This window comes from Bacillus sp. AFS088145 (genome assembly GCF_002564465.1).
Classification (GTDB): domain Bacteria; phylum Bacillota; class Bacilli; order Bacillales; family Bacillaceae_G; genus Gottfriedia.
This window is the reverse complement of sequence record NZ_NUUX01000004.1, coordinates 1-26,183: the sequence shown is the minus strand read 5'-3', so window position 1 is coordinate 26,183 and position 26,183 is coordinate 1. Positions and strand designations below refer to the sequence as shown.

The window sequence follows — 26,183 nt, the reverse complement described above, 5'->3', positions numbered from 1 at the left end:
CCTAAAATATATATATCTTTAAATCGAGATAAAATAGTAAAAAAAATTTAAGAATAAACTTTATTTCTGACTTTATTCAAAAGCTTAGCAAAAGTATCAGACTCATCAAAATCTAATGAATCAAACATATTACTAATGAAGTCATTGTATTTCGGCATAATTTCGTTCATCAATTTATTTCCTTCATCAGTTAATATCACATGAATTACTCGGCGATCATCTGGACATGGCATTCTGCATAATAAATCTCTTTGTTCTAGCTTATCTATAACATATGTCATCGAACCACTTGAGACCAATATTGAATTTCCAATTTGTTGAATTGTTTGTTTCTCTTTTTGATATAGTACTTCTAAAACAGAAAACTCAGTTATGCTTAACTTATATTTTGCCATTTCGTCCTTTATTCGGTCATGAATTGCTTTAGATGTTTGCATTAATAGTAGAAAAGGTAGATTTTTGCATTTCTTCTCCATTAATTTCACCTCCGAAAATTACTTTGAATTAAAATATCTTGAATATGAGATAATATTAATACTTATTATTTTTTTTGTCAATAAGCTTTTAAATTTTTGGGGTCAAATAAAAATTATTAAGCCAGATACCTAATAAGCTATTTTGGGATGTTTTGATAACATCTACATTAAGTAAAAATTTAGTACATTAAATAATATCATCTAGAATAGAGAGAAGTGAAATTATGGAATTAAGAGAATTAGAATTCTTTATAGCCATTTGCGAGGAATTACATTTTACAAGGGCAGCAGAAAAATTAGGAATATCACAACCTGCTTTAAGCCGTCAAATAATAGCTCTTGAAGATAAATTAGGAGTACGTTTATTTGATCGTTTAGGTAAAAAAATCGCCATTACAGAAGCTGGTAAAATTCTACAAGAAGAATCCNNGTAATCTGATCATTGGTGCAATGTCGGAAGAGTTAAGTCAGCTTGCGTCTGTAATTTTCCTAGAGATTCATCGAATGCATCCCTATTTACAAATGAAGATCATTATGTCAGATAATATTGAGGATAGAGTTATTCAAAATGAAATCGACATAGCATTGACACACATGCCTTTAGAGAATGAACAGTTAACAAATATCCCTTTATATAATGAAGAATTTTATTTAGTTGTTCCTTTTGACCATCATTTAGCTGAAAGAGAAAAAGTTGATTTTGAAGAGATTAAGGACATTCAACTTGTCCTAAGTCCTAAAAACCACAATTGCCGAAAATTAATTGATGATGCCGCTACATCTATGGGATTTGTTTTCAAGCCAATCATAGAATTAACTGATGTTAATTCCATTTTGAGTATAGTAAAAGCAGGTATTGGAGCTACAATACTTCCCAATACTCTTCTCACTTCTGAGAATTCTGAAACCCTTAAAGTAATTAAAATAGTGAATCCTGTAATTACTAAGGAAATTGCTAATGTACATCATAAAGAAAAGTATATTGGGTCTGCTGCTAGAAATTTTATTGACTTGTTGGTTGCATATGTGAATTTGACAAGTCTTGATGTAAGAGGAACTGAAAATATTTTGATTAATTCATAAAAGTTCATATAAAAAACACCTTTTCCAGTAACTTCTTGATTTTCATGATCGTGCTTAGACCAGACATCCGGAGCACCTATCAAAGGAACGCTGTTGTCTAATTCTGCGTGATATTCTTGATCTGGATAGATAGCCTTTACTCCAGGAAGAGAACGCAGTTCATAAATTTTTTTTTTGGTACTTGTAATGCTACACCGTTAAATGTGAACGTATATTCGTTAGATTTGTTGAAAGGAATCTTCTTTTCTTTTATTTCTTGTATTACTTTCCCGTGAGATTTTTTCAAATTCTCAGTTTGATCTTTTATCTTTTTTTCTATTGTTTTAGAAACGGCTCCAATTTGTTCCAAATGAGGCATGGTTTGAATGGCAGGAGCTCCTTCCATTTCGACCACAACACGTGTCATCGCATCATCGGGACTAGTTCCTTGTGCCTTACTTAATGGAGTATCAAAAATAAATTTAGCATTAGAGATTACTAGGGCTGAAGCAACCATACCAGTTGCAGTCCTTCCCTTATACCATTTAGTTCGTTTTTTCATTTTTCCATCACCTTTATCACAAATTACATTTCAGGACAGAAGAATTATCCTATTAAAAAACGGAAAAATTGTACTATTCTAAATGTTAAGGTTATTATATGGTGATATATTTTTCTGGTAAATGACATTCTTGTTATCATAATGATTCAGTTTAGTTATTAATAAAAAGAAATAAAATATTTAACTATATCAGGAAAATAAATTTAACTTTATGCTTTTAAGCTTCTTTGATGAAAAATAAATTTATTTTTTAGAATTGAATAGTTCTTTATTAAAGGAAGAATAGGATAAATTAACAATTTGTAATTACTCTTCTCTTAAAGGATAGACCTTCTTTATTTCTGATAAAACTTTATCAAACCATTTTGTCTAAATACTAAAAACCTCAGAAATTGTGTTGAGAGTTAGATCCTTTTGATAATAAATCCAAAAAAATTAAAAAACCTGCTCTGATTTTGAACAGGTTTGAAGCTTGTTATTTTCATAAGACAAATTACCGTTTTATTTACTTATATTGTTATTAGCATTTTTGGGATTATTTATTGAATAATGATCCAATTTTAATATATTTTGATTCTTTTTAGGAGAAGATTATTCTTTTAGTATTTGGTTCTTATTAAATAATTTTCTTTATTCTAATTCTCCTCTATCTTTGAGTGTAACCTTTACTTTTATAGTACCAAGAGAATGGGATGTTAGTGGAAAATTATTTTTTTTAGTAATTGATTTCCAAGATTTAAAATTATTTCTATACAATTCTTCTTCTAAATGAAATATATCCACATTTTTACTTATACCTATCGAAAATGATTTATAAATTTCTTTTTTTATCTGTTTTTTTACTTCATTTTTTAATACTTTATTGCTGAATTGAGAATTTAACTGATCTGCAGTTGCCTTTACTTGTATATTCATATTAAATTTTGGAACACCAGCTTTGCTAATCTTAGTTTGAATTTTAAAATTTGGGTTTTTAATTGGAAGCAATGCTTTTAATTTTCCGTTTTTTTCGTTAAGAGAAAGTGGTGTAATCTCTGTATTCTGATCAACCCACCGCAATCCTATTAAATCGTCTTTTGATATCCATTGTGGTTTTTTTCCTTTATAAAACAAAAATGCTCCATTTACATTCGTCATCGGCATATTTTCATCATCTTTTTTCCAAAGTTTATCTTGTATGCCAATTGTTGGAACGATAATTGATGCACTAGGTTCATTAATAAGTGCAGCGAATTCAACGACTTTCATCGGTGAAATTAATGAATGTTGTTCATAGTTTCCATTCGGTAAATGTAATAAAGTCATAATCGGAGAATTAGGAAGCATAGGTTCTACAGTAAAAATTTTATCAATTGGTTCTTTTGTTGTATAAATCCAAGGTGTTATTCTGGCATCTATAAAACGCTCCATTGTATCTAATGATTCCGCAACTTGTTTTTTACCCAAAGCTGCTTCACTAAACACAACCGAACTAATTTGACCAAATAACGTCTTTTGTTGGGTACTATTGTATATTGCGTTCCAAGCCATTGCAAATGTTGAGCCTTTTCCTTTACCAATCCAAATGTTAGGACCTTCTGTTCCACTACTTCCTTGCTCAGATTTACCAATAGTTGCAAAATCCAATACTTGAAAATATAAAACAAATTCATTATTTACATAATCTACTCCTAGAGCTGAAACATATGTTAGTTGACTTAATTGTTTTTGATCCCAACATCCTGTTAAAAGTAAAATTGGAACAAATAGTAGTAGTAACCTCCGTTTCAATTTGACTCATCTCCCTGTTGTCGTCCAAGTTTCGTATTTAAAAATTTTGGAGTTTTTCTCATAAATGGTTTGGGAACTTGAATAAAACCTTTTATGTAGTCACTATCAATTGGATTATTAAATGTTGACATATATGGCACTCCAAAAGATTTCAAAGTTGAGATATAGATTAATATTAGAAAAAGAGCTAGAACTAAACCAGGCAAACCTAATACACAAGCCATTGTAATACAGATTGCTCTCATTAAAATAACAGCACTTCCAAAAGATTGGTTTACAATTAAGAACTGAGACATTAATGTAATTGCAACAATAACAACTCCATTTGGAGAAGAAAGTCCCGATCGTATCATCGTTTCTCCTACTATTAATCCTCCTACCACCGTAACAGTTTGACCTGTCGATTTCGGCAATCGCATACCTGCCTCGCGTAGTATTTCAAATAGAATAATTAATAATATTAACTCCATCCCTGCAGAAAATGGCATACCTTTACAATTAAGTGATATTGTTGCAAGTACTGGAAATGGAATTTGGTCTTGATGATAAGTTGCCATTGCTATGTAAAAACCGGGAAGTAAGGTCGAAATTAATAAACCTATATATCTTAAAACTCTTTCAAGTGTCACAAAATAATAAGGCATGTACATATCTTCCGCAGATTTTAGTAATAAATGTATATTTATAGGTGCTATTAATGCCGCTGGAGCACCATCTATTAATATACAAAAGCGTCCTCTTTGCAGTGACTCGACTACCATATCTGGCCTAGTATTATAATTTAATGATGGGATAATCGAATATGGAGATTCTGATAGAAATTCCTCAAGAGGAGAAACTCCATTTAGAATATCTACTTCGATTGAATTAAGTCTTTTTCTTGCTTCCTCAATAATATCCTCATTTATTACATCCGATAGATAAAGTAACGAAACGCTAGTATTACTTCGTTTACCAATCGTGAATAATTCATTACATAGAGTAATACTAGGTACTCGTTTTCGAATTAATGCCACATTTGTTTCTAGAGATTCTGTAAATCCATCTCGAGCACCTTTAATTGAAACTTCATAAGAAGATTCCTCAGTTTGACGTTGTGGTATTTTGGATATATTTAATGAACACAGCTCACCAGTTTTTTCGAAAAATAAAATTAATTCACCAGAAAAAACTTTCATTGTGATTTGTTGTTCTGGATTTATTTCACTACAATTGATTTGTGTAAATTGTAAAGTATTATTTTGGAGATTAGGTAAAACAAACTGGTTCATATGGATGGTATCAATCATTCCACTAGAATAGACAAAAAGCACTCGTTCACTTTTCATACCATTATTTAAGAAATGAACTTTTATTTGTACATCGGCACAGTTGCTAAAGAGTTTTCTTATTTTTTGTTCGTTTATTTTCGAAATGGGAATCACACCCCTTTTGGTTTCACCTTAAATTTTAAAACAAAGAGTACTAGTAAAATTGAAATGCAAAAAATAACTGGTACAAAAATAGGGATATAATTTTTTTTCAAAATAGTATGAAAACCTATATCCGTAACTGGTATACATACGACTACTAATAATACAAAACTTAAAGACCATAACAATTTATTTAGCGTATGTTTTGTTCTAATATTTAAAATATCTACACATAAGTACATACATAAGGAAATTCTAATAAAAGCTGATGACATAAATTGATAAACAGAGATAAAGTCTACATGTTGAATAAATTGACCAATGCCAAGAAGTCTCCATTGCTCATAAACAGGATAACGCATTTTTTCTGATAATTGAGGACCAAATAAAGTGATTGAATAAAACAATGGAAAAAGTGATGATAGTAAGATCAATATCCCTATAAGAAATAAATACTTAAATTTAACTCGCTTTTTAATATGTTGTTGAATTAGTAGTAAAAACAAGATCTCGATATATCCTCCTGCAATAAATAAGCTCCCTTTAAAAATTGGATTCCATCCATTTTGTAACATCGGTTTCAACCAATTAATGTGCATAAATTGGATATTTGCTCCATCTAGAAAAAGCTCGAATAATAATATAAAAGGGAATAGAAATACTGAAATGAAAGCAATTGATGTTATACCAGCTTTAGCACAATAAAAGCAAATCAATAATAGACATACTCCAATAATAGCTGGTGGAGTTTTCGGTAAATACATTAATGTGATCCAATCAGAGGTGCTTTTTAAAGTAATATAGGAATTTATCAATAAAAAAGCTAATATGGGAGTTACTATTATAAAATAAGCTAAATTACCATATCGCTGTTTTATAAGAAGGGTTATTGATTTTTGTTCTGTTTTTTTCATGATGTAATATAAAATACAAAGCCAGACTAATAGAGCTGGGAAAGCGATAACTACCGATATCCATGCATCTCTACCTGCTATGTCAAGTAATACTGACATCAACATAAAATGGTTCATAAATATACTGGAAAGGAGGACGAGGATTAATGCTGCACTAGTGAAAATTTTATCATTATTCATGAGCAATACCTCCTTTATATTCTGGTAATTTATTTCATGAACATGTATATATTTTCCATTGATACAACAAACTATTCATCAAAAAACTGCAGCCATACCATCCAAGAGAATTGGTAAAAGCTGCAGTTTAGTTTTATAGTTATCAGAATTTAAATCAACTACTTTATTAATTTGATTGTTTCAAAGGGATAGCTTCTTGTTGGCTATCTCTTTTTCTTTCTCTAGTTCTTTATTATTCGTCGTTTCAAGTTTAGTAAGGTAATCTCTTAAGAAGCCAATAGAGCGGTTTATATAAATGGTGTCATAATATAGCTTTGTCATCATTAGAGATCCTTCAATTGTGGATATAAATATAGTTGTTAAAGTTTCAGAATCTATCGTAGGGATAATTTCTCCGTTTTTTATCCCATTTCGAACTATTCGAAGGACCATTGAATATAAATCATTCATGGCCCTTACTGTCGCCTCCCTTAAATCGGGATGTGCATCATCTGATTCTATCGCTGCATTTAAGATCGGACAACCTCCAGGAATAGGCTTACCTTCTACTAAAAACAAAAATACATCAAGTAAAGCATTCAGCTTATCAATAGTAGAATTTTGGTTTTCAATTGCTTTTTGAAAAGTCATGGACATGGTTTTAATTGAGTAAGAAAATGCATCCAATGAAAGTTCTGCTTTACTTTTAAAGTGATTATATATTCCTCCTTTTTCCATCCCGGTTTTTTCCATGATAGTAGTAATAGGAGTACTCATATAACCTTGTGTATTTAATAGTCCAGAGGCTTTTTCAATAATCATCTGCTTAGTTCGTTCGCCTTTACGCATGTTTTTGTCCTCTTTTCTGACTGATTTTTCAAACTGAATGGTTTGTTATATTTAGTATAACTCTATAAGTCTACACAATCACGTTGTTTTATCTGAATATTTTAATTTTATTGACAAATCATATCTACTAAACTATATAATAAAAACAGACCGTTTTGTATATTTTTATAATGGAGGGGTGTTAAAATGAGTAAAAAAGTTTTTGATATGCAAAAAATTATGAATGGTGAGGTTCCAACACCACCTATTGCAAGATTAATTGGGACTGAACTTGTAAATGTCGAAGAAGGAAAAGCAGTTTTTGAATTACAATGTAATACAGAAAAACATGCAAATCCTATGGGTACAATCCACGGTGGGATTTTATGCGATATTGCAGATATGGCGATGGGTGTAGCCTTTGCGAGTACATTAGAAACTAATGAAACATTTACAACCGTTGAACTTAAAATTAACTATTTAAAACCCGTTTGGAACGAAAAAATTATAGCAAAAGGAGAGGTAATGAAAAGAGGAAATACTATAGGATTGATTAAGTGTGATGTTTTTGATGAAGGAGGTTCCTTAGTCGCCCATGCTTTAAGCACTTGTATGATTCTTCGAGGAGAAAAATCAACAGGAAGATAGGTTTACAATTTTAGCCTATAAATATATGATGTAAAAACTTATAAATTTATTTGGTATTTAGTAAATTAAGATCCTTACCTTAATAAAAAGAGGGAATTAAAGTCCCTCTTTTTTAACTTCTTAATTCGAAATTTATTTATACTTTTTCAATACAATAGCTGAATTGTGGGCACTAAAACCAAAGGAGTTAGATATACCATAAAGTTAATTTCTTAATTATTAATAAAAATTGAATAATTTAGTGGACTTTGATGTTTAATAATCTAGTTCTAGAAACCATACCAGTACTTTCTATAGTTAGTTTCGACTCAATATTATAATACCAGCAGCCACAAAAAGGTTTTAGATTATTGTCATAACACCAGTTCTTTAAATGGTAAATTAGCGTTCTACCTATTCCTTGTTTTCTAAACTGTTCATTTGTAAACATGCCGATACTTGCAATTTTGTCGAGTAGCATACTTCTTTCTACACTTCCAATTCCGAGTAGAGTATTTCTTTTAACAAAAATGAATATTTCTCCATTTTCAATACGTTCCTCCAATTTATCAATGAAGTCCTGACACACTTCTTTTATTTTTATAGCATCGTTATGGACAGCTGCTCTGAATTCCCCACTTAAATATAATTTCTCTTTTGGAATGTCTAATTTATTATCTTGGAAAATGTAAGCTTGTTTTTCTATCTTATAATCATGATCTAATACCAAGCTTAAAAAAAGTTCGTCGTATGTTGGAACTAGTATAGATTGTATAGAATGCTTCCTAAGAACATATTTAAATGTATTTTGAGATTCATTATAATATCGTAAGTCTATATAAAATTGTGTAAGACACTGGTTATTATGAATGGCATAATAACCTACTACTACAAAATTGTAACTGATACTATAAAATATTGAATTTAAAATGTGATCCTCTAAGAAGGAATCTATAGGAGAACTCAAGTTACTTACATATTCTCGGATTAAATGTTCAACATCACCTTGTTTACATTCTTTAACATAAAAATCCATCTCATTTCATCTCCTATTTATTAATCAACTTCTTAATACTTTTGTAATAAAATCACTTATAAAAATTTTGAGATTTCAGAATTCGTACATTATGTGCATGTTGGTGCAGGATTACAAACTAGCGCATTTACTGCAATTCTATTAACAACTTTAGGTACACACGGGGCTCATGTTACACTTGGATTTTTTTGGGGATTATTTATCATGTTACAAATTCGAAAAAGAGGAATCACTCCAGAAATCGCTAATAAAACATTTATCTTTTCACTCTACTGGCATTTTTTAGACGTAGTATGGATCTTCATTTTTAGCTTTGTTTATCTGAAAGGATTGATGTAGCATGAAAGAATTATTTCCTCTTAAGCAAGTTAAAGGCTTTGCATTTTCAATTATTCTAACTGGAATTGCAATAGTTGTATACTTCTTTAATTTGTCATTTACTGTTGGGATGACAATATTGCTTGTAACAGCATTTTTACAAGCGAGTCTTCAATTAGTAGTGTTTATGCATGCAGGTGAAACAACAGAAAAAGGGGCAATTTATACAAATATCTTTTACGCATTATCAATCGCACTAGTTACCGTATTCGGTACCTTACTCTGTATGATTTGGGGATATGTCTATGATCTGAAGCTTTAAAATAAATTTAGAGGTGATTTTATGTCAATAACAGCTGTATATGTTGTAGGTGGAATTATTATCTGTGTTGTATTTGGTGCCTTTATTGTTTCAGTAAATAAAGGTTATGGAGTAAAACATAAAGTTGATAAAATTGATGAAATAAATATTAATAACGTTAATAAAGATAAAAATGATAAATAATTGTAACCAATAAATGGTAGTATTTGTTTGATGTTTTCCAAGCGTTTTGGACTTTGTATACACACTGAAAGGGTCTACTTCAGTAGCCCCTTTTTTGTGCTAACTGGAAATATAGTTGAATAAGAAAAATGATATTTCGATAAGTAAATTGATAACAGATTGAATTAATAAAACAGGCACACGCTTTTTGTTTTTTATTAAAAAAAATTAAATAATCCATACTATCATTAAGAGAAACTTTTAGAGGGTGCTTATTGACTAATATATCAAGTCATCTTAATTGGTTTATGCTCCATACTTTTTGGATATGCCTATAACACTTTTCTTATCCCTCATAAATTGGCATCCGGTGGAGTTACTGGAATTGCATTTTTCATTCATCATTATATACATGTTAATACGGGTTGGATTGTTTTCATTATCAATATTCCTTTATTCATTTTGGGTTTTAAAAATCTAGGTAAAAAATTTATCTTTTTTACGATCTATTCAGTTGTTGTTTTATCTTTTAGTTTAAAAATAATTCCCATCCATGCAATAACCAATGATATTCTTCTTTCTTCTATAATAGGAGGCGCTCTTTATGGAGTTTCTGTCGGACTGATCATAAGGAATGGCGGCTCAACGGGGGGAACGGATATAGTCAGCCTGATTCTTTCTCAAAAAAAGAATATGCAGGTGGGATTTTTGAGTGCATGTATGAATCTATTGGTAGTCTGTATTTCTGGGTTTATATTTGGATGGAAAATCACTTTATATACCATTATCACGATCTACGTAGCTGGTCGTGCAGTCGATATGGTATATACAACACAAAACAAATTAACCTTAAGAATTGTCACTGACAAGGGGGACGAATTAATAGAAGCCCTTATCCATTTACATCTAAGAGGGATTACAGTACATAATGCTGAAGGCGCTTACTCACATAAACCGAAAAAAGTCCTTACAACTGTCATTACAAGATTCGAATTGAATGAAACAAAACATGCCATCAGAATGGTTGATCCAAATGCTTTTGTAAACATATCACAAACCCTTGAAGTGATGGGACGATTCAGGAAAACATAAGTGATTGTTGACAGTAAAGTTTAAATATAAACCAAAGGTTGGAGGATTGTCTTCTGTTCATTACAGAGTCAATCCTCTTAGCTGTATAAAATCGATTTGTCTAACTTTTTGGGTTCACTTCAATTGATCATTAAGTTCCTATTTCAGTAAGCCCTGTCACAAATGAACTTTTCAATTTCTATTGGATTCCCGAAAATAAGGTCTTCTCACCAATTGTAAGTCGATGCCACAGTCTTGCCCTATCTGTCCTCGTTTATTTTTAGTAAATCTTTCTAATTCACTAGAAAGCGTTGAAGTACATGACAATTGAATTAAATTTACATAATTTCTTTTACTTTTACTTTTCTTTTAGTACCTGTATATCTTCTATGAATAAAATTAGCAATTAATCGAGCTAATAGATTAAATAATAGGACCATAACGATCAACACTGCAGCCGATTTTGCAGCAATTTCTTGAGCATCTGGGACAATTCCTTCAGAATTCAGTTTCCAAATATGAACTGCTAATGTTTCTGCAGGCCGAAAAATATTAAATGGATTCATTTGGCTATTAATTGGAGCAACCGAATTTAAAACTGGCGTTGTTAATCCTGCTGTATAGATAAGTGCTGCTGCTTCACCAAAAATTCTGCCTGCGGATAGAATAATTCCAGTGATGAGTTGTGGAATTGCTGTAGGAATACTGATTTTAACAATCGTTTGCCATTTTGTAGCTCCTAAACCAAAACTACCTTCTTTAATATTTTTCGGAACATCTAGTAGTGCTGTTTCTGATACACGGGTAAGACTTGGTAGATTTAAAATTGTAATCGCGAGTGAACCTCCAATTAAAGAATAGCCCCAACCAGTCATTGTAACAAATACAAGTAATCCGAATAATCCCACTACGATTGATGGTAAAGAAGCTAAAGTTTCTATACAAAGTCTTACAAAACTTAGAAACTTACCTGGCTTTGCATATTCTGCCAAATAGATTCCTGAACCTAATCCTAGTGGTATTGAAATAGCCAATGTTAATACTAAAATATAAAATGAATTAAATAATTGAGGACCAATTCCACCCCCGGCTTGAGTATTACTTGGTATTCCAAATAAAAAGTTTGGATCCCAAAATCCCCATCCTTTTGAAATAATTTCCCATATTAGATAAATAAGTAGTAAAACAATTAATAATGAAACGACATAGAGAATGATTGTCCATAATTTATCAATACTTCGAGCATTCATTATACTTGTCCCCCCTTTCTTTTACCTATTAAACGTATAATTAAAATAAAGAAAAATGAAATGCATAGTAAAATCATTGCTAATGACCATAATGCATTGTTCCATGGCGTTCCATTCATCGTATTCGCCATATCCATTGTTAATATACCAGTTAATGTGATAGTAGGAGCAAAAATACTTTTAGGGAATTGAAGTGTATTACCAATAACCATCTGAACTGCTAAAGCTTCGCCAAAAGCTCTAGCTAAACCCAGTACTACACCAGTCAATACATTAATGGTAGCAGCAGGAACAATAGCTTTACTAATTGCTTGCCACCGAGTAGAACCTAATCCATAAGAAGCCTCTAAATAATCTTTTGGAACTGCTCTAATCGCATCTGATGCTATACTTGCAATCGTTGGAAGAATCATTATGCTCAATACAATTATTCCTGCAATTAAACTAAAACCAACTCCACCTATATGATTACGAATAATCGGAACTAGAATTGTTACACCTAGAAATCCGTAGACAACTGAAGGAATACCGACAAGTATTTCTAAAACAGGTTTTAATATTTTATCTCCAAAGATAGGTGAAATATAATTCATAAAAATAGCTAATGCGATTGCAATTGGTGCTGCAATTATGACAGCCCCAATTGATACGACGATTGAACCAGTAATAAATATAAGTGCTCCGAACCTCGGATTTTGAGCATCATTTGGGCTCCAACCAGGAGAAAATAGCATTTCAAATAGTGAAATATTACTCTGAGTAAATGATTGAATTCCTTTACTAACAATAAAAATAATAATTAAAATCGTAGTAAGCACCATTAAAATACCGCAGAAAGTTACTAATGTTCTTCCTAAGTATTCACTTGCAAAATAATTTTTTTTTCTTATTTTCATAAATAACTCCTAATAAAAATTTAAGTGCTAATAAAGGGTGCCTAATCAAACATAAGTTGAAATAGAACACCCTTTTAGAGTTAGAACATTATTTTAAATTACCCATTTTGGACATCGATATATAACCCATTTCTTCTACTTTCGCTGAAAAATCATCGCCTTTAACAAAATCTATATAACTTTTTACAGGGTCCATTAAATCACCTTTTGTAATCATGTACTCATATGAGTAGAATGGATATTTTCCATTTGTTATATTATCGATTGAAGAATCATTTCCATCTATTTGAACAATTGTTAAAGCATTTTTTTTATCCCCAACTAGATATGAATTTGCTAAATAAGAAATCGTCCCTGGAGTACTATTAATTGCTTGTTCAACAGCCCCATTTGAATCTTGAACTGTACCGACTGAATCGTTTATTTTCACACCACTCATAACTGTTTTTTCGAAAGCTGCTCTTGTCCCAGAAGCAGCAGGACGATTTATCACATTTATTTTCTCGTCCTTGCCCCCAACATCTTTCCAATTAGTAATTGTCCCTGAGAAGATATCTTGAATTTGTTTTAACGTTAATGAAGTAACTGTAACCTCTTTATTAACAATAATCGAATAACCGATTCCTGCGACTTTTGTTTCAACTAAACCCTTTGCAAGAGCTGGGTCACTAAGTTTTTCAGTAGCAGGTACATCAGAATTCCCAATTTGAACCGCTCCAGATGTTACTTGGTTTACCCCAGTTCCACTTCCTCCACCTTGAATAGTTATGGAAACACCTGGATTATTACTCATGAATTCCGTAGCAGCTTCCTCAGCTAAAGGCTGTAACGCAGTTGAACCAGCTGCTGTAATCGTACCACTTAATTTTCCGCCACCAGTTTGATTCTTTTTATTTGTATTTTTTTGAGTGTTACATCCTACTAAAAAGACTGCTACTAATAAAAATGCAAATATTAGTTTAAAATTGCGTTTCATAAGATACCTCCAAAGAAAAATTAGTTAACCTTCAAATTTTTGCACTTTAAATATACAAAAATAGTTTGTGCTTTAAAAAAACTGCTATGCTTTTTTATAAATTTTATCGTTTCGTTTTTATTGGTTTAAGAAATAGTATTTACCTTTTACAAGATAATAAATATTCTCAGCTATATTCGTTGCATAGTCTGCAATTCTTTCAAGAAATCTACAAATAAATGCCATCTGCATTAAATTAGTAACGTGATCAGGTGAATCGGCGATACTACTCATTAATAATTTAACTGTTTCTCCATATAAATCATCTACTTGATCATCGATTTCGCCAATCTCTTTAGCCGCATATAAATCCTCTGTGCGATATGCGTCTACTGCTCTAGATAACATATCAATCCCTAATTCATGCATTTTTTCAATATTTTCTAATGGTAAATTTTCTTGTCGGTCACGTATCCTAATCGTCGACTTCGCGATATTTACAGCATAATCAGCAACTCGTTCAAGATCGTGTGAAATTTTAATAGCTGTTAAATTCCTTCTCAAGTCTACTGCTACAGGTTGTTGTCTAGTAATTATTACAACGATTAATTCATTTATCTCTTCTTCTAATTTATTAATACGATTATCTTCATCAATTACTTCTAATGCTTTTTCAATATTTTCGTTTCGAAATGCATCCATACTTTTAATAACAGCCTTTTTCGTTTTCTCAGCTAATTCGATGATTAATTCTTGTAAGGTTCTTAAATCTTCTTCAAATTTATGTCTCATTAATGATCACCCCATAATCCTTCCATTAACCGAAACGTCCAGTGATATAATCCTCAGTTCGTTTATCTTTTGGTGTAGAAAATAATTTATTCGTATCAGAGTATTCAATTACTTCACCACTTAAGAAAAACGCAGTTCTATCAGATACCCGAGCAGCCTGTTGCATATTGTGAGTAACGATAATAATACTGAATTCTTTTTTCAGCTCATGAATAAGCTCTTCTACTTTTAATGTAGATATAGGATCTAAAGCAGATGTGGGCTCATCCATTAAAATAACGTCTGGTTCAATTGCTAAACATCGTGCTATACATAATCGTTGTTGCTGACCTCCTGAAAGGCCAAAAGCATTTTCATGGATACGATCCTTCACCTCTTCCCAAATTGCAGCACCCTTTAAACTTTTTTCAACTATTTGATTTAGCTCTTTTTTATCTTTAATACCTTGAATTTTTGGTCCATAAGCTACATTTTCCCAAATCGATTTAGGAAACACATTTGGTTTTTGAAATACCATACCAACATGGGTTCTTAATTCTTCAACGGGATAATTTTTATCAAAAATATTTTGATCACGATATAATATACTACCCTCAGTTCTAACGGTTGGTACTAATTCAACCATTCTATTTAAAGTTTTTAAATAGGTGGATTTACCACAACCACTTGGTCCGATGATTGCTGTCACTTCATTTTCATAAATACTTAAATTGATATCTTTTAATGCTTTATCTTGACCATACCAAAGAGATAAATTCTGTGTATCATAAACAATTGATTTTTTTAAATCAGATTGCTCTTCGATCGTATGTTTTATATCATGTTTTTCTTTAATCAATGTATTAGTCATTTATTCCGATACCCTTCCGTTTTGAAGTTTAATCACAATTCTTAATCCAACTCTTATTACCTATTATTTCTAATATTCCCACCAAAATGTAATTTATTTAGTTGTCATTTGCTCTTTCAAATTTTAGCAACATTAACATCAAGATGTTATCTCAAATAAGTTGGATTCTATTAAGTAGAACCTGACTTTTTATAATTTATAATATAAAAACCCTTATTCATAAATTGAATAAGGGTAAAATCTAAAGTTGAAACTGGTATAGAAAATATTTTAAAGTATTATTCTCAAATAAAATGAATGTACAAATATATTCTAAATAACTTTTAAAGAAGATAGTTTGTTTTAAATGGATCAAATTATATTGATTTCATTACTTGTTCATTTTGATTATAATCCATTATCTATGCATCCCTAATTTAAATGATGTTATCACTATTCTATTATGATAATAAAATCCTTTTGCAAAAAGCTGGCCAAATTGCGAAAAAGAAGCTGATTAATCATCAGCTCCTTTAAATTATTCGATTAATGCATGGAATAGTTGAACAGGTAAATTATTAAATTAGTATTTTTAGACTGTTCCATTATTAAGAAGCAGCGTCGTTTAAAGTTTCTAAAAAGAAAGTCTTAGATTAACGTTTCTATTTCAGCCTGTCAGTCAGCTTCAGCAGCACGGTCTAACAATGTGTTCACCTCTTCAAGGCGTTTACTATATGCTTCGCGTATCGTATATGCAGCATGAGAACCAACAGGAATTCGCAGTGGTACATTATCGCTTTTTATCATGGAAATGATATATTGCACCGCTTTTGCTGGGTCGCCAATCTTGATGTTTGTCATTCCTTTCTCGATTGCTTCATACAACGGAGCATATTCTTGTTTCTTCTCGGCATGTTGCATTGATTCGCCTAAAAACTCAGTTGCATACACGGATGGTTCAACGATTGTCGTCTTGATCCCAAAGCTTGCAAACTCTTGTGCGAACGCTTCAGAGAACCCTTCAACTGCAAACTTGGATGCAGCGTACAGGCTGTATGGAGGCATTGACCAAGTTCCGAAAAAAGATGAAAAATTAACGTAATGTCCCGATCCTTGACGTTTAAAAACGGGTAGTGTCGCTCGAATGACATCTAGTACACCGAATACGTTGACGTCGAACTGATTTCTGATTTGTTCATCTGTGTACTCCTCCAGCATACCGAACAGTCCGTATCCGGCATTATTCACGACAATATCGATTTTCCCGAATACGTCAACCGCTTCTTGAACAGCGGATTGGATTTGCGCCTTGTTTGTCACGTCCAAAGCAGCGAGGTGAACACGCTCCGGTGCCAGTTCTTTAAAATCCTGTATAGCTTTAAGATTGCGCGCCGTAGCGACCACTTTGTCTCCTGCTTGAAGAAGCTGCTGCACAAATTCTCTACCAAATCCTGTTGAAGTTCCTGTAATAAACCATACTTTACTCATCTTTATCATTTCTCCTTTTTAATTATTCAGATTTGATCCCGCTTTGATGACAACACTTGACGGCGATCAATCAGTAACATATTTTAATTTGATAATCTTTGATAAAATCCCCCAAAAATTTCCCATTGTACGCGCAACTTTTCCATTGACCGCGACATCATAGGGGAGATTGTCCTATCTGTAAATATATAATTGCAGTTGCTTTTAGCGTAACTAATCACTTATGACCCAACTTCTTTCTTTTTGCTTGCTCATAATAATTAATGCTGCAGCTCTTTTGAGAATGTTTATTCTAAAATAAACAAACTCTCATACTTCTATATTAATAATAATGAATATTCTCTAGTTATTCTATATGGCTACATATAAAATCATTTATTACCTCCTCATTTATATATTTATACCATATTGAGAACGAACGATAAATAATAATTTTTTACCAATTGTTCTCAAATGGTCATTTGAAAATTAACAACAAAAATTAATTAGAATTTTGTTAGCTCTATCTTTAAACGAGAATTAATTTATTGAAGATAAATACAAAGATATCGAATTAAGACTACCGATTTGATCAAGCTCCCTTTTGTACAGTAAAACCTTGGTTGACCACCTTTTTATTTAAGAAACGTGATAATCCAAATGTTGTAATAATTGCAAACAAAATACTTAACGCACTGAACCATGTAATAGAAGACAATGATATTTTCCCCACAATTATTCCACCAAAACCTGCACCAGCCGCAAAGCCAAATTGCATCATCGATTGGTTCAGACCTAGCAACACATCTGAGGATTCAGGTGATAGCGTTGCTAAATTATATTGTTGAGTTGCACCTGATGACCAGCCTGCAAATGACCAGAATGTCAATATAACAAATACAGCAATAATTGAATGTGATATGAATGAAAGCACGATTAAAGATGTTACGTTTACAAGTAACCCTATTTTTAATGTGAAAATTACGCCTCTCTTATCTGCACTTAATCCACCTAGTTTAGAACCAAATAAGCTTGCAACTCCAAGAACTAGTAAAGTAATGCTTACTAGAGAATCACTCATACCTACATTTTTTACAAGGAATGGAGATAAATAAGTAAAAAGAATACCGTATCCGGTCATTAAAAAGAAGGTGATTGATAATGCTAAAGTAATTTTTGGTTTTTTGAACATAGCAATTTGTCTCATTAAAGGGATTGAAGCATCACCATTCATTTTTGGTATTGTATTGAAAACAATAAAAATGACAAGTAAAACTAATATTGCGGTACCGATAAATACAAATTTCCAGTTATACGTGGATGTAATAAAACGTCCAATAGGAACGCCAATGATTAATGATGCGGTAAATCCCATGACAACTGTTGCTATTGAACTGGCCTTTTTATTAGCAGGTGCAATCTTTGCTGCGATATTTAAAATTGTAACGACTGCTACACCAGTACTTAAAGCCATAATAATGCGAGCAATTATAAATAATCCATACCCTGGAACAATCACTGAAAGTAAATTTCCTATAATAAAAACAAATAACGCATAGATCAGTAATTTTCGTCTTTCCATTTTAGCCGTTAATACCAGTAATATAGGTGTACCGATGGCATAGGCTAATGAAAAAACTGTAATTAATTGACCAGCCGCTCCAATTGACACTCCTAGAGCCTCTGCCATTTTATCCAAAATACCTGAGATGATGGGTTGTGAAGTACCGACTAAAAAACTTATCAGTGCTAAAATATAAATCTTTGCTGTATTTGACAAGTGAAATTTCCTCCTAAATATTATTAATTTGAATATTTCTATAAATATCGAAATAAAATTCAAAATGAAAGAAGCTATTTAAGCTTCTTACTATTTTAGTTATTTATATTATTGTATTAAGATGCTTTTTCACATCTTATTCTTCCAATTCATTTCCATTTTTTAAACGATCAATTAAATCAAGATTAGAAATAAATGGACGACCGAAAGCAGCTTCATCAATTATTCCTTCTTCAATCGCTTGATTCGCCGTTTCTTGGTTCAAATCTCCTACCCCAATAATGACACTAACTCAGTACTTTCGGACTAATTGATGCATCGTTTTTCCATCTGCATTTTCATATTTAGTTATTCAGTATTTCTATAAATACTGAAATTTAAATTTAAAATTAATCCGCTTTATGATTAAAGTAAGGCGGAAGCATATTGTGCAAGGACTTCTCTTTGTAAACTATAATATCTGAAGGTTCCCTCTCTGCGAACTGCTAATAATCCGCATTCAAGTAATGGTTTTAAATGATGCGTCAATGTAGAATTGGCAGGAACTTTTAATTGATTTGCCATTTCAAGGCAAGCTAACTCTGTTTGCTGAACTAGTAATTTTACAATTTGTAATCGAGTCGATTCACCTAGTGCTTTATAGACTTTTACTGCAATATCATCATTCACCTTTAAAAAACTCCTTTCGGCAATTTATTATTTCAGTGTTTCTAGAAATATAGTAATTAGAAAGAGTTGCTATGTCAAGTGAGCTTTTTAAATCAAAGCTATTCTCGATTAATATCTCCAATATAAAGAGTAACAAAAATTAGAGTGCTCTAAAAATTCATCCCTTGCTCAGTTCAGCCTGATTCTTCTTCCTTTAAATTTTATTGTGCCCTCTCTTTTTCAGCTAGCTTATTCTTTAAAGACCCCGACTGACGGACGGGTTTAATGTATAAGAGAAGCGTGATTAACGAGAAAATGCATACAACAATTAAAACGCCATATACATTTTCGTAGGAACTGACCAGCGGATTCTTTTTTTGAAATTCGAGTAATAAACCACTAACTGCAACTGAAAAAGCACCTCCAAAAAACTGAATGAGCTGCATGAGTCCCATGCCTGAACCAATCAACTTAGATGGCAAAATGCGTGACGTTTCGTAGTTTAACGAAGCTAACGTTACAGAAAGCGCAGGCGAGAAAAATAAATACCCAAACAAGAGGACAGTCGGCGAATGGCCGAGATCCGCCCAAAAGGCTATCAAAACGAGAGCTAAAATGGCATGGCCAAGAATCAGAAATCGTACACTTCCGAACTGGTCAATCCAACGTCCAACGAAGAGCATGAGTAAAGCTGATAAAACGGCTCCTGGTGCGATTGTAAGTCCGATAGCCAACGGAGTTTTGCCAAATAAATTAGCAAGTGCCAATGGCATTAAAAACAAGTTACCAAGATTCAGCACCAGAATGCAGAAACCGACAATAAGTAGTTTTCGGTACGTTGGCTTTGTAAAGAGTTCCCGATTGATGAATGAGCCTTTCTTGTGTTTGATGTACCAGAAATGGGCCGCAATGGATAACAATCCGATTGCCAGCCAAGCGGTTGAGCGCTGAGTGACGGCGGTCAAAAGTGTCACCGCATTAACGACGGTCTGGCAGGCACCAGTCATGTCAAACTGGAACGGCTTTAACTCCTCTTTAGGGATCAGACGAAACAGAATCGGGAGAAGAACAAGTACAATGCAAGAAACAGTAAATAAATCATTCCATCCGATGTACTCGCTTATCAAGCCACCGAAAATTGGTCCAAGTCCAAATGCCATTGCAGATCCAGCCGAAATCATTGAAATTGCTCTTCCTCGCTTTTCATAAGGAATATACCTGTTAGCTATAACAAGTCCAAGTCCTGGCATCGCGCCGGCTCCGGCGGACTGCGCAATTCGAACAATTAGCAAAGTTTGAAAATTTGTCGCGAAGATGCCGAAAATGGAAGAAACTCCAAATATTATGAGTCCTATCGACAGCAATCTTCGAATTGTTAATACATCTGAAAGCCTGCTGTAAATCAGCGTTGATAATGCATAACCGATTGAGTAGCTTGAAACAATCCAAGATCCAAAAGAGGTCGAAACCCCAATATCCTTAATTATGCTTGGAATGGAGACGTTAAACATTGTCGTGTTCATTACGACGATGAACAGTCCAAACGTCCATAACGGCATTACGATTTTGTCTTTCATGTTGTTAGCTCCCATAAAATGCTATACTCCATCCATTGTTAAATTGGTGGTTCTAAGCCCATAAATATTTACAGTTGTTTCCTAATCTGCTTCTTAAAAGAACTGCATTAAGTTCAGCTTTTTGTTAAAAAAATTTGCAAATGCACCTCAGTGAGAGTGCAATAAAATGTTATCTCATAACAGCATCAGCTATCCACAAGGTCCCCCATGTAGTGTAGAATGGATAAGAAGCATACTCCTATCAGTTATTGGACCTACTACTAAAAGATGAGACAAACAATTTCTTGTAGAAGTATCTTCTAAATTTGTTATTCTAGAACTGAATACTGCCAATGCTTTTTATTGTCAAAACAATTGTGGGTATATTGCTTTTACACCACCAGATAAATTTTGCTGTACCATTTTGCTCAAATTGTCTGCTACAATTTCATAACTTTCGGCTTCTATACCGTCGATTGCAATCTTAGCAATGTCTGCAGGGTTAGCTTTTGGAGCCTTAATTTTTGCTGTCATGTCCGTCTCCATATATGCAACATGTAAACCAGAAACAAGAATATTTTTTTGCGCTAAAACTAATCGAAACGTATTCGTCAAACTCCATTCCGCTGATTTTGCCGCTTGATATGCTCCTCCTCCGTTCAAACTCAACCAAGATAGAACTGATAGAATATTAAGGATTGTTCCTCCCCCATTTTTTTCAAGTATCGGAGCAAAGGTGCGAATCATCGAGAGAGTGCCAAAAAAATGTGTCTCCATCTCTAAACGAATTTTTTCCATTTCACCGTCTATAAGCGCGGCTTCTGTATTAGATCCAGCATTATTGATTAATAATGTTACATCTTTCGCAATTTTCACTGCTGCAGCAATTGACTTTTCATCTGTAATATTTAGCTGTAACGGGATGACTCCAGGAAGGTCCATCATTTCCAGGTTTCTAACCCCTGCATAAACCTTCGCTCCTCTAGCAAGTAGTTCTTGTGCTAGATGACGACCGAGTCCTCGATTAGCACTTGTAATTAGTGCTGTTTGATTTGAAATTTCCATCTATGTATTCACCTCATATTGTATTTTTTTATAATTAATTGTTTTACCCATTTGAGAATAATCATTCTTAAACGTTCGAAAAAGGGGGGAATGTTAGGGTATTTCCCTTTTATAATTGTTAATCCATAGCATATCAATATTTTGCTCCATGATTTTGAACTATAGGCTTTGAAATGTCACGTTTAAATCTAATTGAATACAACAAGATATAGATAACAATAATCGTTGCAAACAAATTAAGAAATACAAGTGCTATGTTTAAATTGAAAAATTTTGTAAGTACTCCAACTCCTATAACCGGAACGATAAATCCGATATAAGCAACAAAATAAAAAGCTGAAATTACACGAGGTCTAGCTTCAGGATCTGGTAGTTTTCCTGCAAAAAATAACGCATTCTGAAAAGTCCATCCGCCACCTAGAGCTTGTATGAATACACCTATCCATAACAATGGTAAACTTGATGTTAAACCTGAGGTGACAATAAGCCATGTAGCAATAACTAGAAACAATATCCCTAATCGAATACGAGTAACTGGTTGAGTCGGTCTAGGTATGAACTGGGCTGTTGCTGATCCACATAAAAGCACAAAAAATATCAAACCAGAAATAAAGTGATTAGACGTTTGGATTACATTTTTGACAAATGTAGGAATTAGAGCAAATGCAATTCCTTGTAACGTGAAAACTGTAAAAATAGGAAGTGCTGACATAGCCCAAAAATGTGAGCGGATCTTTTTCGGAACACCTAGTGATATGTTGTTATTTGCACGCTTTTCAGGTGTTAGATTATCTTTAGAAATCGTTTCAAGTAAGACGACCGAAATAATTAATAAAAAGAGTTGTATGCACAATGGTAATCTAAGAGGTAGAACAGGGATATATTGCAACATGAAAGCAGCGATTAATGGTCCAACCCCAAAACCAACGAGTACTGTAACTCCTGATAGTTTGAGTGCGGTACTCGTTTCCTTTGGAGAAGTTTGTCTCATTAATAAAGCTACTGCTGTACCTGTAAAGGCACCGTATGCAATTCCTTCTATAATTCTTCCAGTAAATAGCATCCACACACCAGTGTTACCAAGCAAGAATAAGGTAGAAGCAATGGAAATCAAGATACTAACTCGGACTACTCTTTTTAACCCCCATCCGTTACCTTTTGCTCCTACAATTAGTAAAGTTGGCAAAAGAAAAACAGCATAGATTGCAAATAAAATTGTAATTTGCAAACTACTTAATTGATAATATTCGCTATACAATGAAAACATCGGTGTAACAAAAGTTGCACCACAAGACATCAATAATATAATTAATAACATTCTTTTCATATTCATATTCCTTTCTATTTTTTACTGTTCGTTCTCAAAAAAAACATAAGGTTAATAATTTCCCTACTCTATATGCCTTATCATTTGTATAATTTAAGAATGTATATTCATGGCTATTCTTAAGTAAGTATTACTTCTTCACCACCTCATGAATTTATTTATAACATATTGAGAACGAATGGCAAATAATTTTTTTTACCATTTGTTCTTAAATGTTCATTGCAAAATTAATAACAAAAAAGAATTAACTTGTATCAGTTAACTCTTTTCATTCACATAAAAATTAAATAATTAATCTAATATAGAAAGTGTCATATCAATTATATTTTTTAGCTTATTTTTATCGTTAGTTGTTTTTGTTAATACTCTTAAACCTACAAAAGAATTATGAATAAACTGTGATAATTTTTCTAAATCATGGTGGTTCGGAATTTCACCTGTATTTTGACCACGCAATAGTAATTCATGAATAATTTCTTCTGTCTTAGCAAAATTTTGTTCAATTTTTTCTGCCACTTCTTTATCATGTAAAGCCAACTCAGTGGCAGTATTCACTGTCAAACATCCGATTGATTTTTCATTATCTTGAGTAATTACCGATTCCAATATACTTCTAATAGCATCTTTCACAGAAAATGATTGCTTAACTTGTAAATTCATTTTTTTCTTCATATTGTTATCATAAAGTTCTAATGCTTTTATAAACAATGTATGTTTGTCACCAAATGTATCATATAAACTTCTTCTATGAATCCCCATATGAGAAACAAGATCTTGCAATGAGGTTTTTTCGTAACCTTGGTACCTAAATAGTTCCATTGCTTTTTGTAAGACTTCTTTTTCATCATATTCTCTATTTCTAGCCACGTTCGTACCTCCTTTTGAAAGATTATAGCATACTTACAAATAAACTTTGAGTATTCAATAAGACACTCTTTATAAAAACTAGCTCTATCTTACTAATTAAACTAACTAATGATTGATTTTGAAGTAAAAAGAAAATAAATTTAACCTTTTAATCATAAATAAAAATAGGCTTACTAAAAATTCAATACTCTTTTATTAATTGTGAAAACCAAAAAGATTTGAAATTCACCACTAGAACAGAAGATTGTGCAATTTTTCCACCGCTGCTTTAGTATTTGTTATTTCAATTTAGTGTTTTTATTTAGCATAAAAAACAAACAGCTTTGTTAAAGTTAATTTAAACCAAATAAAAAATAAGACCACATTATGAACTACACTTCCGATTGTTAGTTGTGTCTAACAATTGGGGTCCAGTTCATATTGTGGTCTTAAAATATTTAAATTGAAAATGCCTCTTCAATTGTATTTAGTTTTCATATCAATAGCAATGATGCCAAATAGACTTAATTACTTCACTTTTTATATTTTAGCAGTTACTTATTATATTCAAAGATAGCTACCATTGTTTTTTAATTTGTTCTAGTGCTAGGCGTAATATTTGTTTTTGTGATGTGCCCTTCTTAGCAAGTACATTGGTTTGATAATTTTTTCCATTATATTTAAGGTTTACCGTCACCTCTAGCATATTGTTCACCCCTTTGAGTTTAAAACTAAGTTTATAATTTGTATGGTAGATTATTTTCTAATAGTGGTTCCTTTAAAATTTATTTATTCTACGAGTGCTGACTAGGAATACTGTAATTTACTTAGAATTCGAGATTTTTCTTTATTGTGACATAAACATTTGAGTACATGTATTCGAGCGTGAATCGTAACCAACGCCAACTTTGGTCTAAGTTTTTATTTAAGATATTTGCACGAACACCAAAGCTTTACATCCAAGCACTTACTACTTCTTCAGGTGTTTTGAGACCTTTCGCAATTTTTGTTGCTGCATATCGATAGGTGATACCAAAATGTTTCATCATACTAAATGGAGATCCATACTTTGGACTATTAATGTTAAAATATTTTTTATATGTCATTTCTTTTGATTATATTCGTGATACAGTAGTTAACTTTTGATTTACTTTAAACGCTCTTAGACCATTTTTTGAACGTTCTATATTTTAAGACGGATTATTTGACCAGGAATTATATTGTCATTTTTAAGCTTATTTTTGGATTTCAATAGCTCAACACTAATCGAATGTCTGTAAGCAATATCCCATAACGATTCATATCCTCTGACATAATATGTTGACCCTGGTATAATCAATGCTTGGCCGATAACTAATTTATCATTTTTTTCAAGTCCATTTAAATGAGCAAAAGTTTTTACATTAAGTTTGTACTGTGCGGAAATTTTATTTAAACTATCTCCGGGTTTAACCTCATATATTACTATTGCAAAAGATGTAATGGATGGAAGTAAGAATAAAAATAAAAAAGTAAATAGTATTAATAAAATTCTCTTATGCATGTATACCACCTTACGTCTTCTAAGTATAGGATAAATATAAATTTCCATTTTTATCATTTGCTTAATTTGAAAATTTTACTTAATGTATTGGATAAATTATATAAAAATCTTTAAAATCTAATCTTAAGAATAGTTCAAGTATGTAATATCAATACTATCGTTATGTAAAAGGTACAATTAATTAAATGAGGTGATTATGTATGGTCGTATTATTTACATCGAAAGCTACTGCATCTCTTGTGGTCGTGAAGGAAGTGTTAAATCAGATGATGGTTTAATCGATTATCGCCATTCACATAGTTCCAGCAATCAAAATTCCTGCTACAGGGGTTAAAAATCCTAAAGCAAACAATATTCCACCAATAAATTCTGCTAAACCCGCGATTAGAGCCATTGTTACTCCTGGTTTCATGCCAATAGATTCAAACCATCCACCTGTTCCTTTCAATCCATATCCACCGAACCAACTAAATAATTTTTGAGCACCATGCCCGATGAACAATATACCAA

At 32.1% G+C, this 26,183-nt stretch carries 28 protein-coding genes and 2 pseudogenes; 7 read left to right on the top strand and 23 right to left on the bottom strand.

Going from position 1 to position 26,183, the window contains the following annotated elements:
- Positions 1-47: 47 nt before the first annotated feature.
- Positions 48-476 (bottom strand): MarR family winged helix-turn-helix transcriptional regulator, encoded by a 429-nt coding sequence (locus COI44_RS01690; RefSeq protein WP_098426369.1) that lies wholly within the window; start codon positions 474-476, stop codon positions 48-50.
- Between the two features lie 224 nt (positions 477-700).
- On the opposite strand from COI44_RS01690, the gene COI44_RS01685 reads away from it, so the two are divergent.
- Positions 701-910 carry a LysR family transcriptional regulator gene (locus tag COI44_RS01685; protein WP_098426368.1) on the top strand — a complete coding sequence of 70 codons (210 nt, stop codon included), beginning with the start codon at positions 701-703 and terminating at the stop codon, positions 908-910.
- A 16-nt stretch (positions 911-926) separates the two neighbouring features.
- The gene (locus COI44_RS01680; RefSeq protein WP_098426367.1) at positions 927-1,559 is read left to right on the top strand and encodes a LysR family transcriptional regulator substrate-binding protein; all 633 of its coding nucleotides are present in this window, start codon (positions 927-929) and stop codon (positions 1,557-1,559) included.
- A gap of 136 nt (positions 1,560-1,695) precedes the next feature.
- Here COI44_RS01680 and COI44_RS01675 read toward each other — a convergent pair whose 3' ends face one another.
- From COI44_RS01675 to COI44_RS01655, 5 genes are all read right to left on the bottom strand, one after another.
- The gene (locus COI44_RS01675) at positions 1,696-2,100 is read right to left on the bottom strand and encodes a hypothetical protein (protein ID WP_098426366.1); all 405 of its coding nucleotides are present in this window, start codon (positions 2,098-2,100) and stop codon (positions 1,696-1,698) included.
- 630 nt (positions 2,101-2,730) lie between these two features.
- A complete protein-coding gene (locus COI44_RS01670) occupies positions 2,731-3,870 on the bottom strand; it encodes a Ger(x)C family spore germination protein (RefSeq protein ID WP_098426365.1) in 1,140 nt (379 codons plus the stop codon).
- A complete protein-coding gene (locus COI44_RS01665; RefSeq protein WP_098426364.1) occupies positions 3,867-5,294 on the bottom strand; it encodes a spore germination protein in 1,428 nt (475 codons plus the stop codon). Before COI44_RS01665 ends, COI44_RS01670 begins: the two co-directional genes overlap by 4 nt.
- Complete coding sequence (locus tag COI44_RS01660) at positions 5,291-6,376, bottom strand: GerAB/ArcD/ProY family transporter (RefSeq protein WP_098426363.1); 1,086 nt, start codon at positions 6,374-6,376, stop codon at positions 5,291-5,293. The genes COI44_RS01665 and COI44_RS01660 overlap by 4 nt, the downstream gene beginning before the upstream one ends.
- A 180-nt stretch (positions 6,377-6,556) precedes the next feature.
- Positions 6,557-7,204, bottom strand: a complete 648-nt coding sequence (locus COI44_RS01655) for a TetR/AcrR family transcriptional regulator (protein WP_098426362.1) — start codon at positions 7,202-7,204, stop codon at positions 6,557-6,559.
- 186 nt (positions 7,205-7,390) lie between these two features.
- On the opposite strand from COI44_RS01655, the gene COI44_RS01650 reads away from it, so the two are divergent.
- Positions 7,391-7,831 (top strand): PaaI family thioesterase, encoded by a 441-nt coding sequence (locus COI44_RS01650; RefSeq protein ID WP_098426361.1) that lies wholly within the window; start codon positions 7,391-7,393, stop codon positions 7,829-7,831.
- Between the two features lie 238 nt (positions 7,832-8,069).
- Here COI44_RS01650 and COI44_RS01645 read toward each other — a convergent pair whose 3' ends face one another.
- Positions 8,070-8,846, bottom strand: a complete 777-nt coding sequence (locus COI44_RS01645) for a GNAT family N-acetyltransferase (protein WP_098426360.1) — start codon at positions 8,844-8,846, stop codon at positions 8,070-8,072.
- A gap of 69 nt (positions 8,847-8,915) precedes the next feature.
- Between COI44_RS01645 and COI44_RS01640 the strand changes: the two are divergent.
- The 4 genes and pseudogenes from COI44_RS01640 to COI44_RS23990 all read left to right on the top strand — a co-directional run.
- Positions 8,916-9,185: pseudogene (locus tag COI44_RS01640) on the top strand (cytochrome c oxidase subunit 3); the annotation flags it as partial.
- Position 9,186: 1 nt separating this feature from the next.
- The gene (gene qoxD, locus COI44_RS01635) at positions 9,187-9,486 is read left to right on the top strand and encodes a cytochrome aa3 quinol oxidase subunit IV (RefSeq protein WP_098426359.1); all 300 of its coding nucleotides are present in this window, start codon (positions 9,187-9,189) and stop codon (positions 9,484-9,486) included.
- Between the two features lie 21 nt (positions 9,487-9,507).
- Positions 9,508-9,669: a YtzI protein gene (ytzI, locus tag COI44_RS23815; protein ID WP_142329207.1), complete on the top strand. Its 162-nt coding sequence runs from the start codon at positions 9,508-9,510 to the stop codon at positions 9,667-9,669.
- Positions 9,670-9,930: 261 nt separating this feature from the next.
- The gene (locus tag COI44_RS23990; protein ID WP_353616000.1) at positions 9,931-10,740 is read left to right on the top strand and encodes a YitT family protein; all 810 of its coding nucleotides are present in this window, start codon (positions 9,931-9,933) and stop codon (positions 10,738-10,740) included.
- A 317-nt stretch (positions 10,741-11,057) separates the two neighbouring features.
- Here COI44_RS23990 and pstA read toward each other — a convergent pair whose 3' ends face one another.
- From pstA to COI44_RS01555, 16 genes and pseudogenes are all read right to left on the bottom strand, one after another.
- A complete protein-coding gene (gene pstA, locus COI44_RS01625; protein ID WP_098426357.1) occupies positions 11,058-11,969 on the bottom strand; it encodes a phosphate ABC transporter permease PstA in 912 nt (303 codons plus the stop codon).
- Positions 11,969-12,865: a phosphate ABC transporter permease subunit PstC gene (pstC, locus tag COI44_RS01620; RefSeq protein ID WP_098426356.1), complete on the bottom strand. Its 897-nt coding sequence runs from the start codon at positions 12,863-12,865 to the stop codon at positions 11,969-11,971. The genes pstA and pstC overlap by 1 nt, the downstream gene beginning before the upstream one ends.
- An 88-nt stretch (positions 12,866-12,953) precedes the next feature.
- On the bottom strand, positions 12,954-13,841 hold the full coding sequence (locus COI44_RS01615; RefSeq protein WP_098426355.1) for a phosphate ABC transporter substrate-binding protein PstS family protein: 888 nt from the start codon (positions 13,839-13,841) through the stop codon (positions 12,954-12,956).
- Positions 13,842-13,958: 117 nt separating this feature from the next.
- A complete protein-coding gene (phoU, locus tag COI44_RS01610; RefSeq protein WP_098426354.1) occupies positions 13,959-14,612 on the bottom strand; it encodes a phosphate signaling complex protein PhoU in 654 nt (217 codons plus the stop codon).
- Between the two features lie 25 nt (positions 14,613-14,637).
- Positions 14,638-15,462: a phosphate ABC transporter ATP-binding protein PstB gene (gene pstB, locus COI44_RS01605; RefSeq protein WP_098426353.1), complete on the bottom strand. Its 825-nt coding sequence runs from the start codon at positions 15,460-15,462 to the stop codon at positions 14,638-14,640.
- 654 nt (positions 15,463-16,116) lie between these two features.
- Positions 16,117-16,929, bottom strand: a complete 813-nt coding sequence (locus COI44_RS01600) for an SDR family NAD(P)-dependent oxidoreductase (protein WP_179886972.1) — start codon at positions 16,927-16,929, stop codon at positions 16,117-16,119.
- 571 nt (positions 16,930-17,500) lie between these two features.
- Positions 17,501-18,688 carry an MFS transporter gene (locus tag COI44_RS01595; RefSeq protein ID WP_098426351.1) on the bottom strand — a complete coding sequence of 396 codons (1,188 nt, stop codon included), beginning with the start codon at positions 18,686-18,688 and terminating at the stop codon, positions 17,501-17,503.
- 136 nt (positions 18,689-18,824) lie between these two features.
- Entirely contained in the window at positions 18,825-18,953 is a 129-nt protein-coding gene (locus tag COI44_RS24415) for a hypothetical protein (protein WP_286163704.1), read from the bottom strand.
- A gap of 140 nt (positions 18,954-19,093) precedes the next feature.
- A complete protein-coding gene (locus COI44_RS01590) occupies positions 19,094-19,357 on the bottom strand; it encodes an ArsR/SmtB family transcription factor (RefSeq protein WP_098426350.1) in 264 nt (87 codons plus the stop codon).
- A gap of 200 nt (positions 19,358-19,557) precedes the next feature.
- Complete coding sequence (locus COI44_RS01585; RefSeq protein ID WP_098426428.1) at positions 19,558-20,913, bottom strand: MFS transporter; 1,356 nt, start codon at positions 20,911-20,913, stop codon at positions 19,558-19,560.
- Between the two features lie 345 nt (positions 20,914-21,258).
- Positions 21,259-21,957 carry an SDR family oxidoreductase gene (locus COI44_RS01580; protein ID WP_098426349.1) on the bottom strand — a complete coding sequence of 233 codons (699 nt, stop codon included), beginning with the start codon at positions 21,955-21,957 and terminating at the stop codon, positions 21,259-21,261.
- A 133-nt stretch (positions 21,958-22,090) separates the two neighbouring features.
- A complete protein-coding gene (locus COI44_RS01575) occupies positions 22,091-23,284 on the bottom strand; it encodes an MFS transporter (protein ID WP_098426348.1) in 1,194 nt (397 codons plus the stop codon).
- A 291-nt stretch (positions 23,285-23,575) separates the two neighbouring features.
- Positions 23,576-24,151, bottom strand: a complete 576-nt coding sequence (locus COI44_RS01570) for a TetR/AcrR family transcriptional regulator (RefSeq protein WP_098426347.1) — start codon at positions 24,149-24,151, stop codon at positions 23,576-23,578.
- 556 nt (positions 24,152-24,707) lie between these two features.
- Complete coding sequence (locus tag COI44_RS01565; RefSeq protein WP_098426346.1) at positions 24,708-24,836, bottom strand: BA3454 family stress response protein; 129 nt, start codon at positions 24,834-24,836, stop codon at positions 24,708-24,710.
- Between the two features lie 477 nt (positions 24,837-25,313).
- Entirely contained in the window at positions 25,314-25,673 is a 360-nt protein-coding gene (locus COI44_RS01560; protein ID WP_179886971.1) for a LysM peptidoglycan-binding domain-containing protein, read from the bottom strand.
- 295 nt (positions 25,674-25,968) lie between these two features.
- A pseudogene (locus COI44_RS01555) lies at positions 25,969-26,183 on the bottom strand (DoxX family protein); the annotation flags it as partial.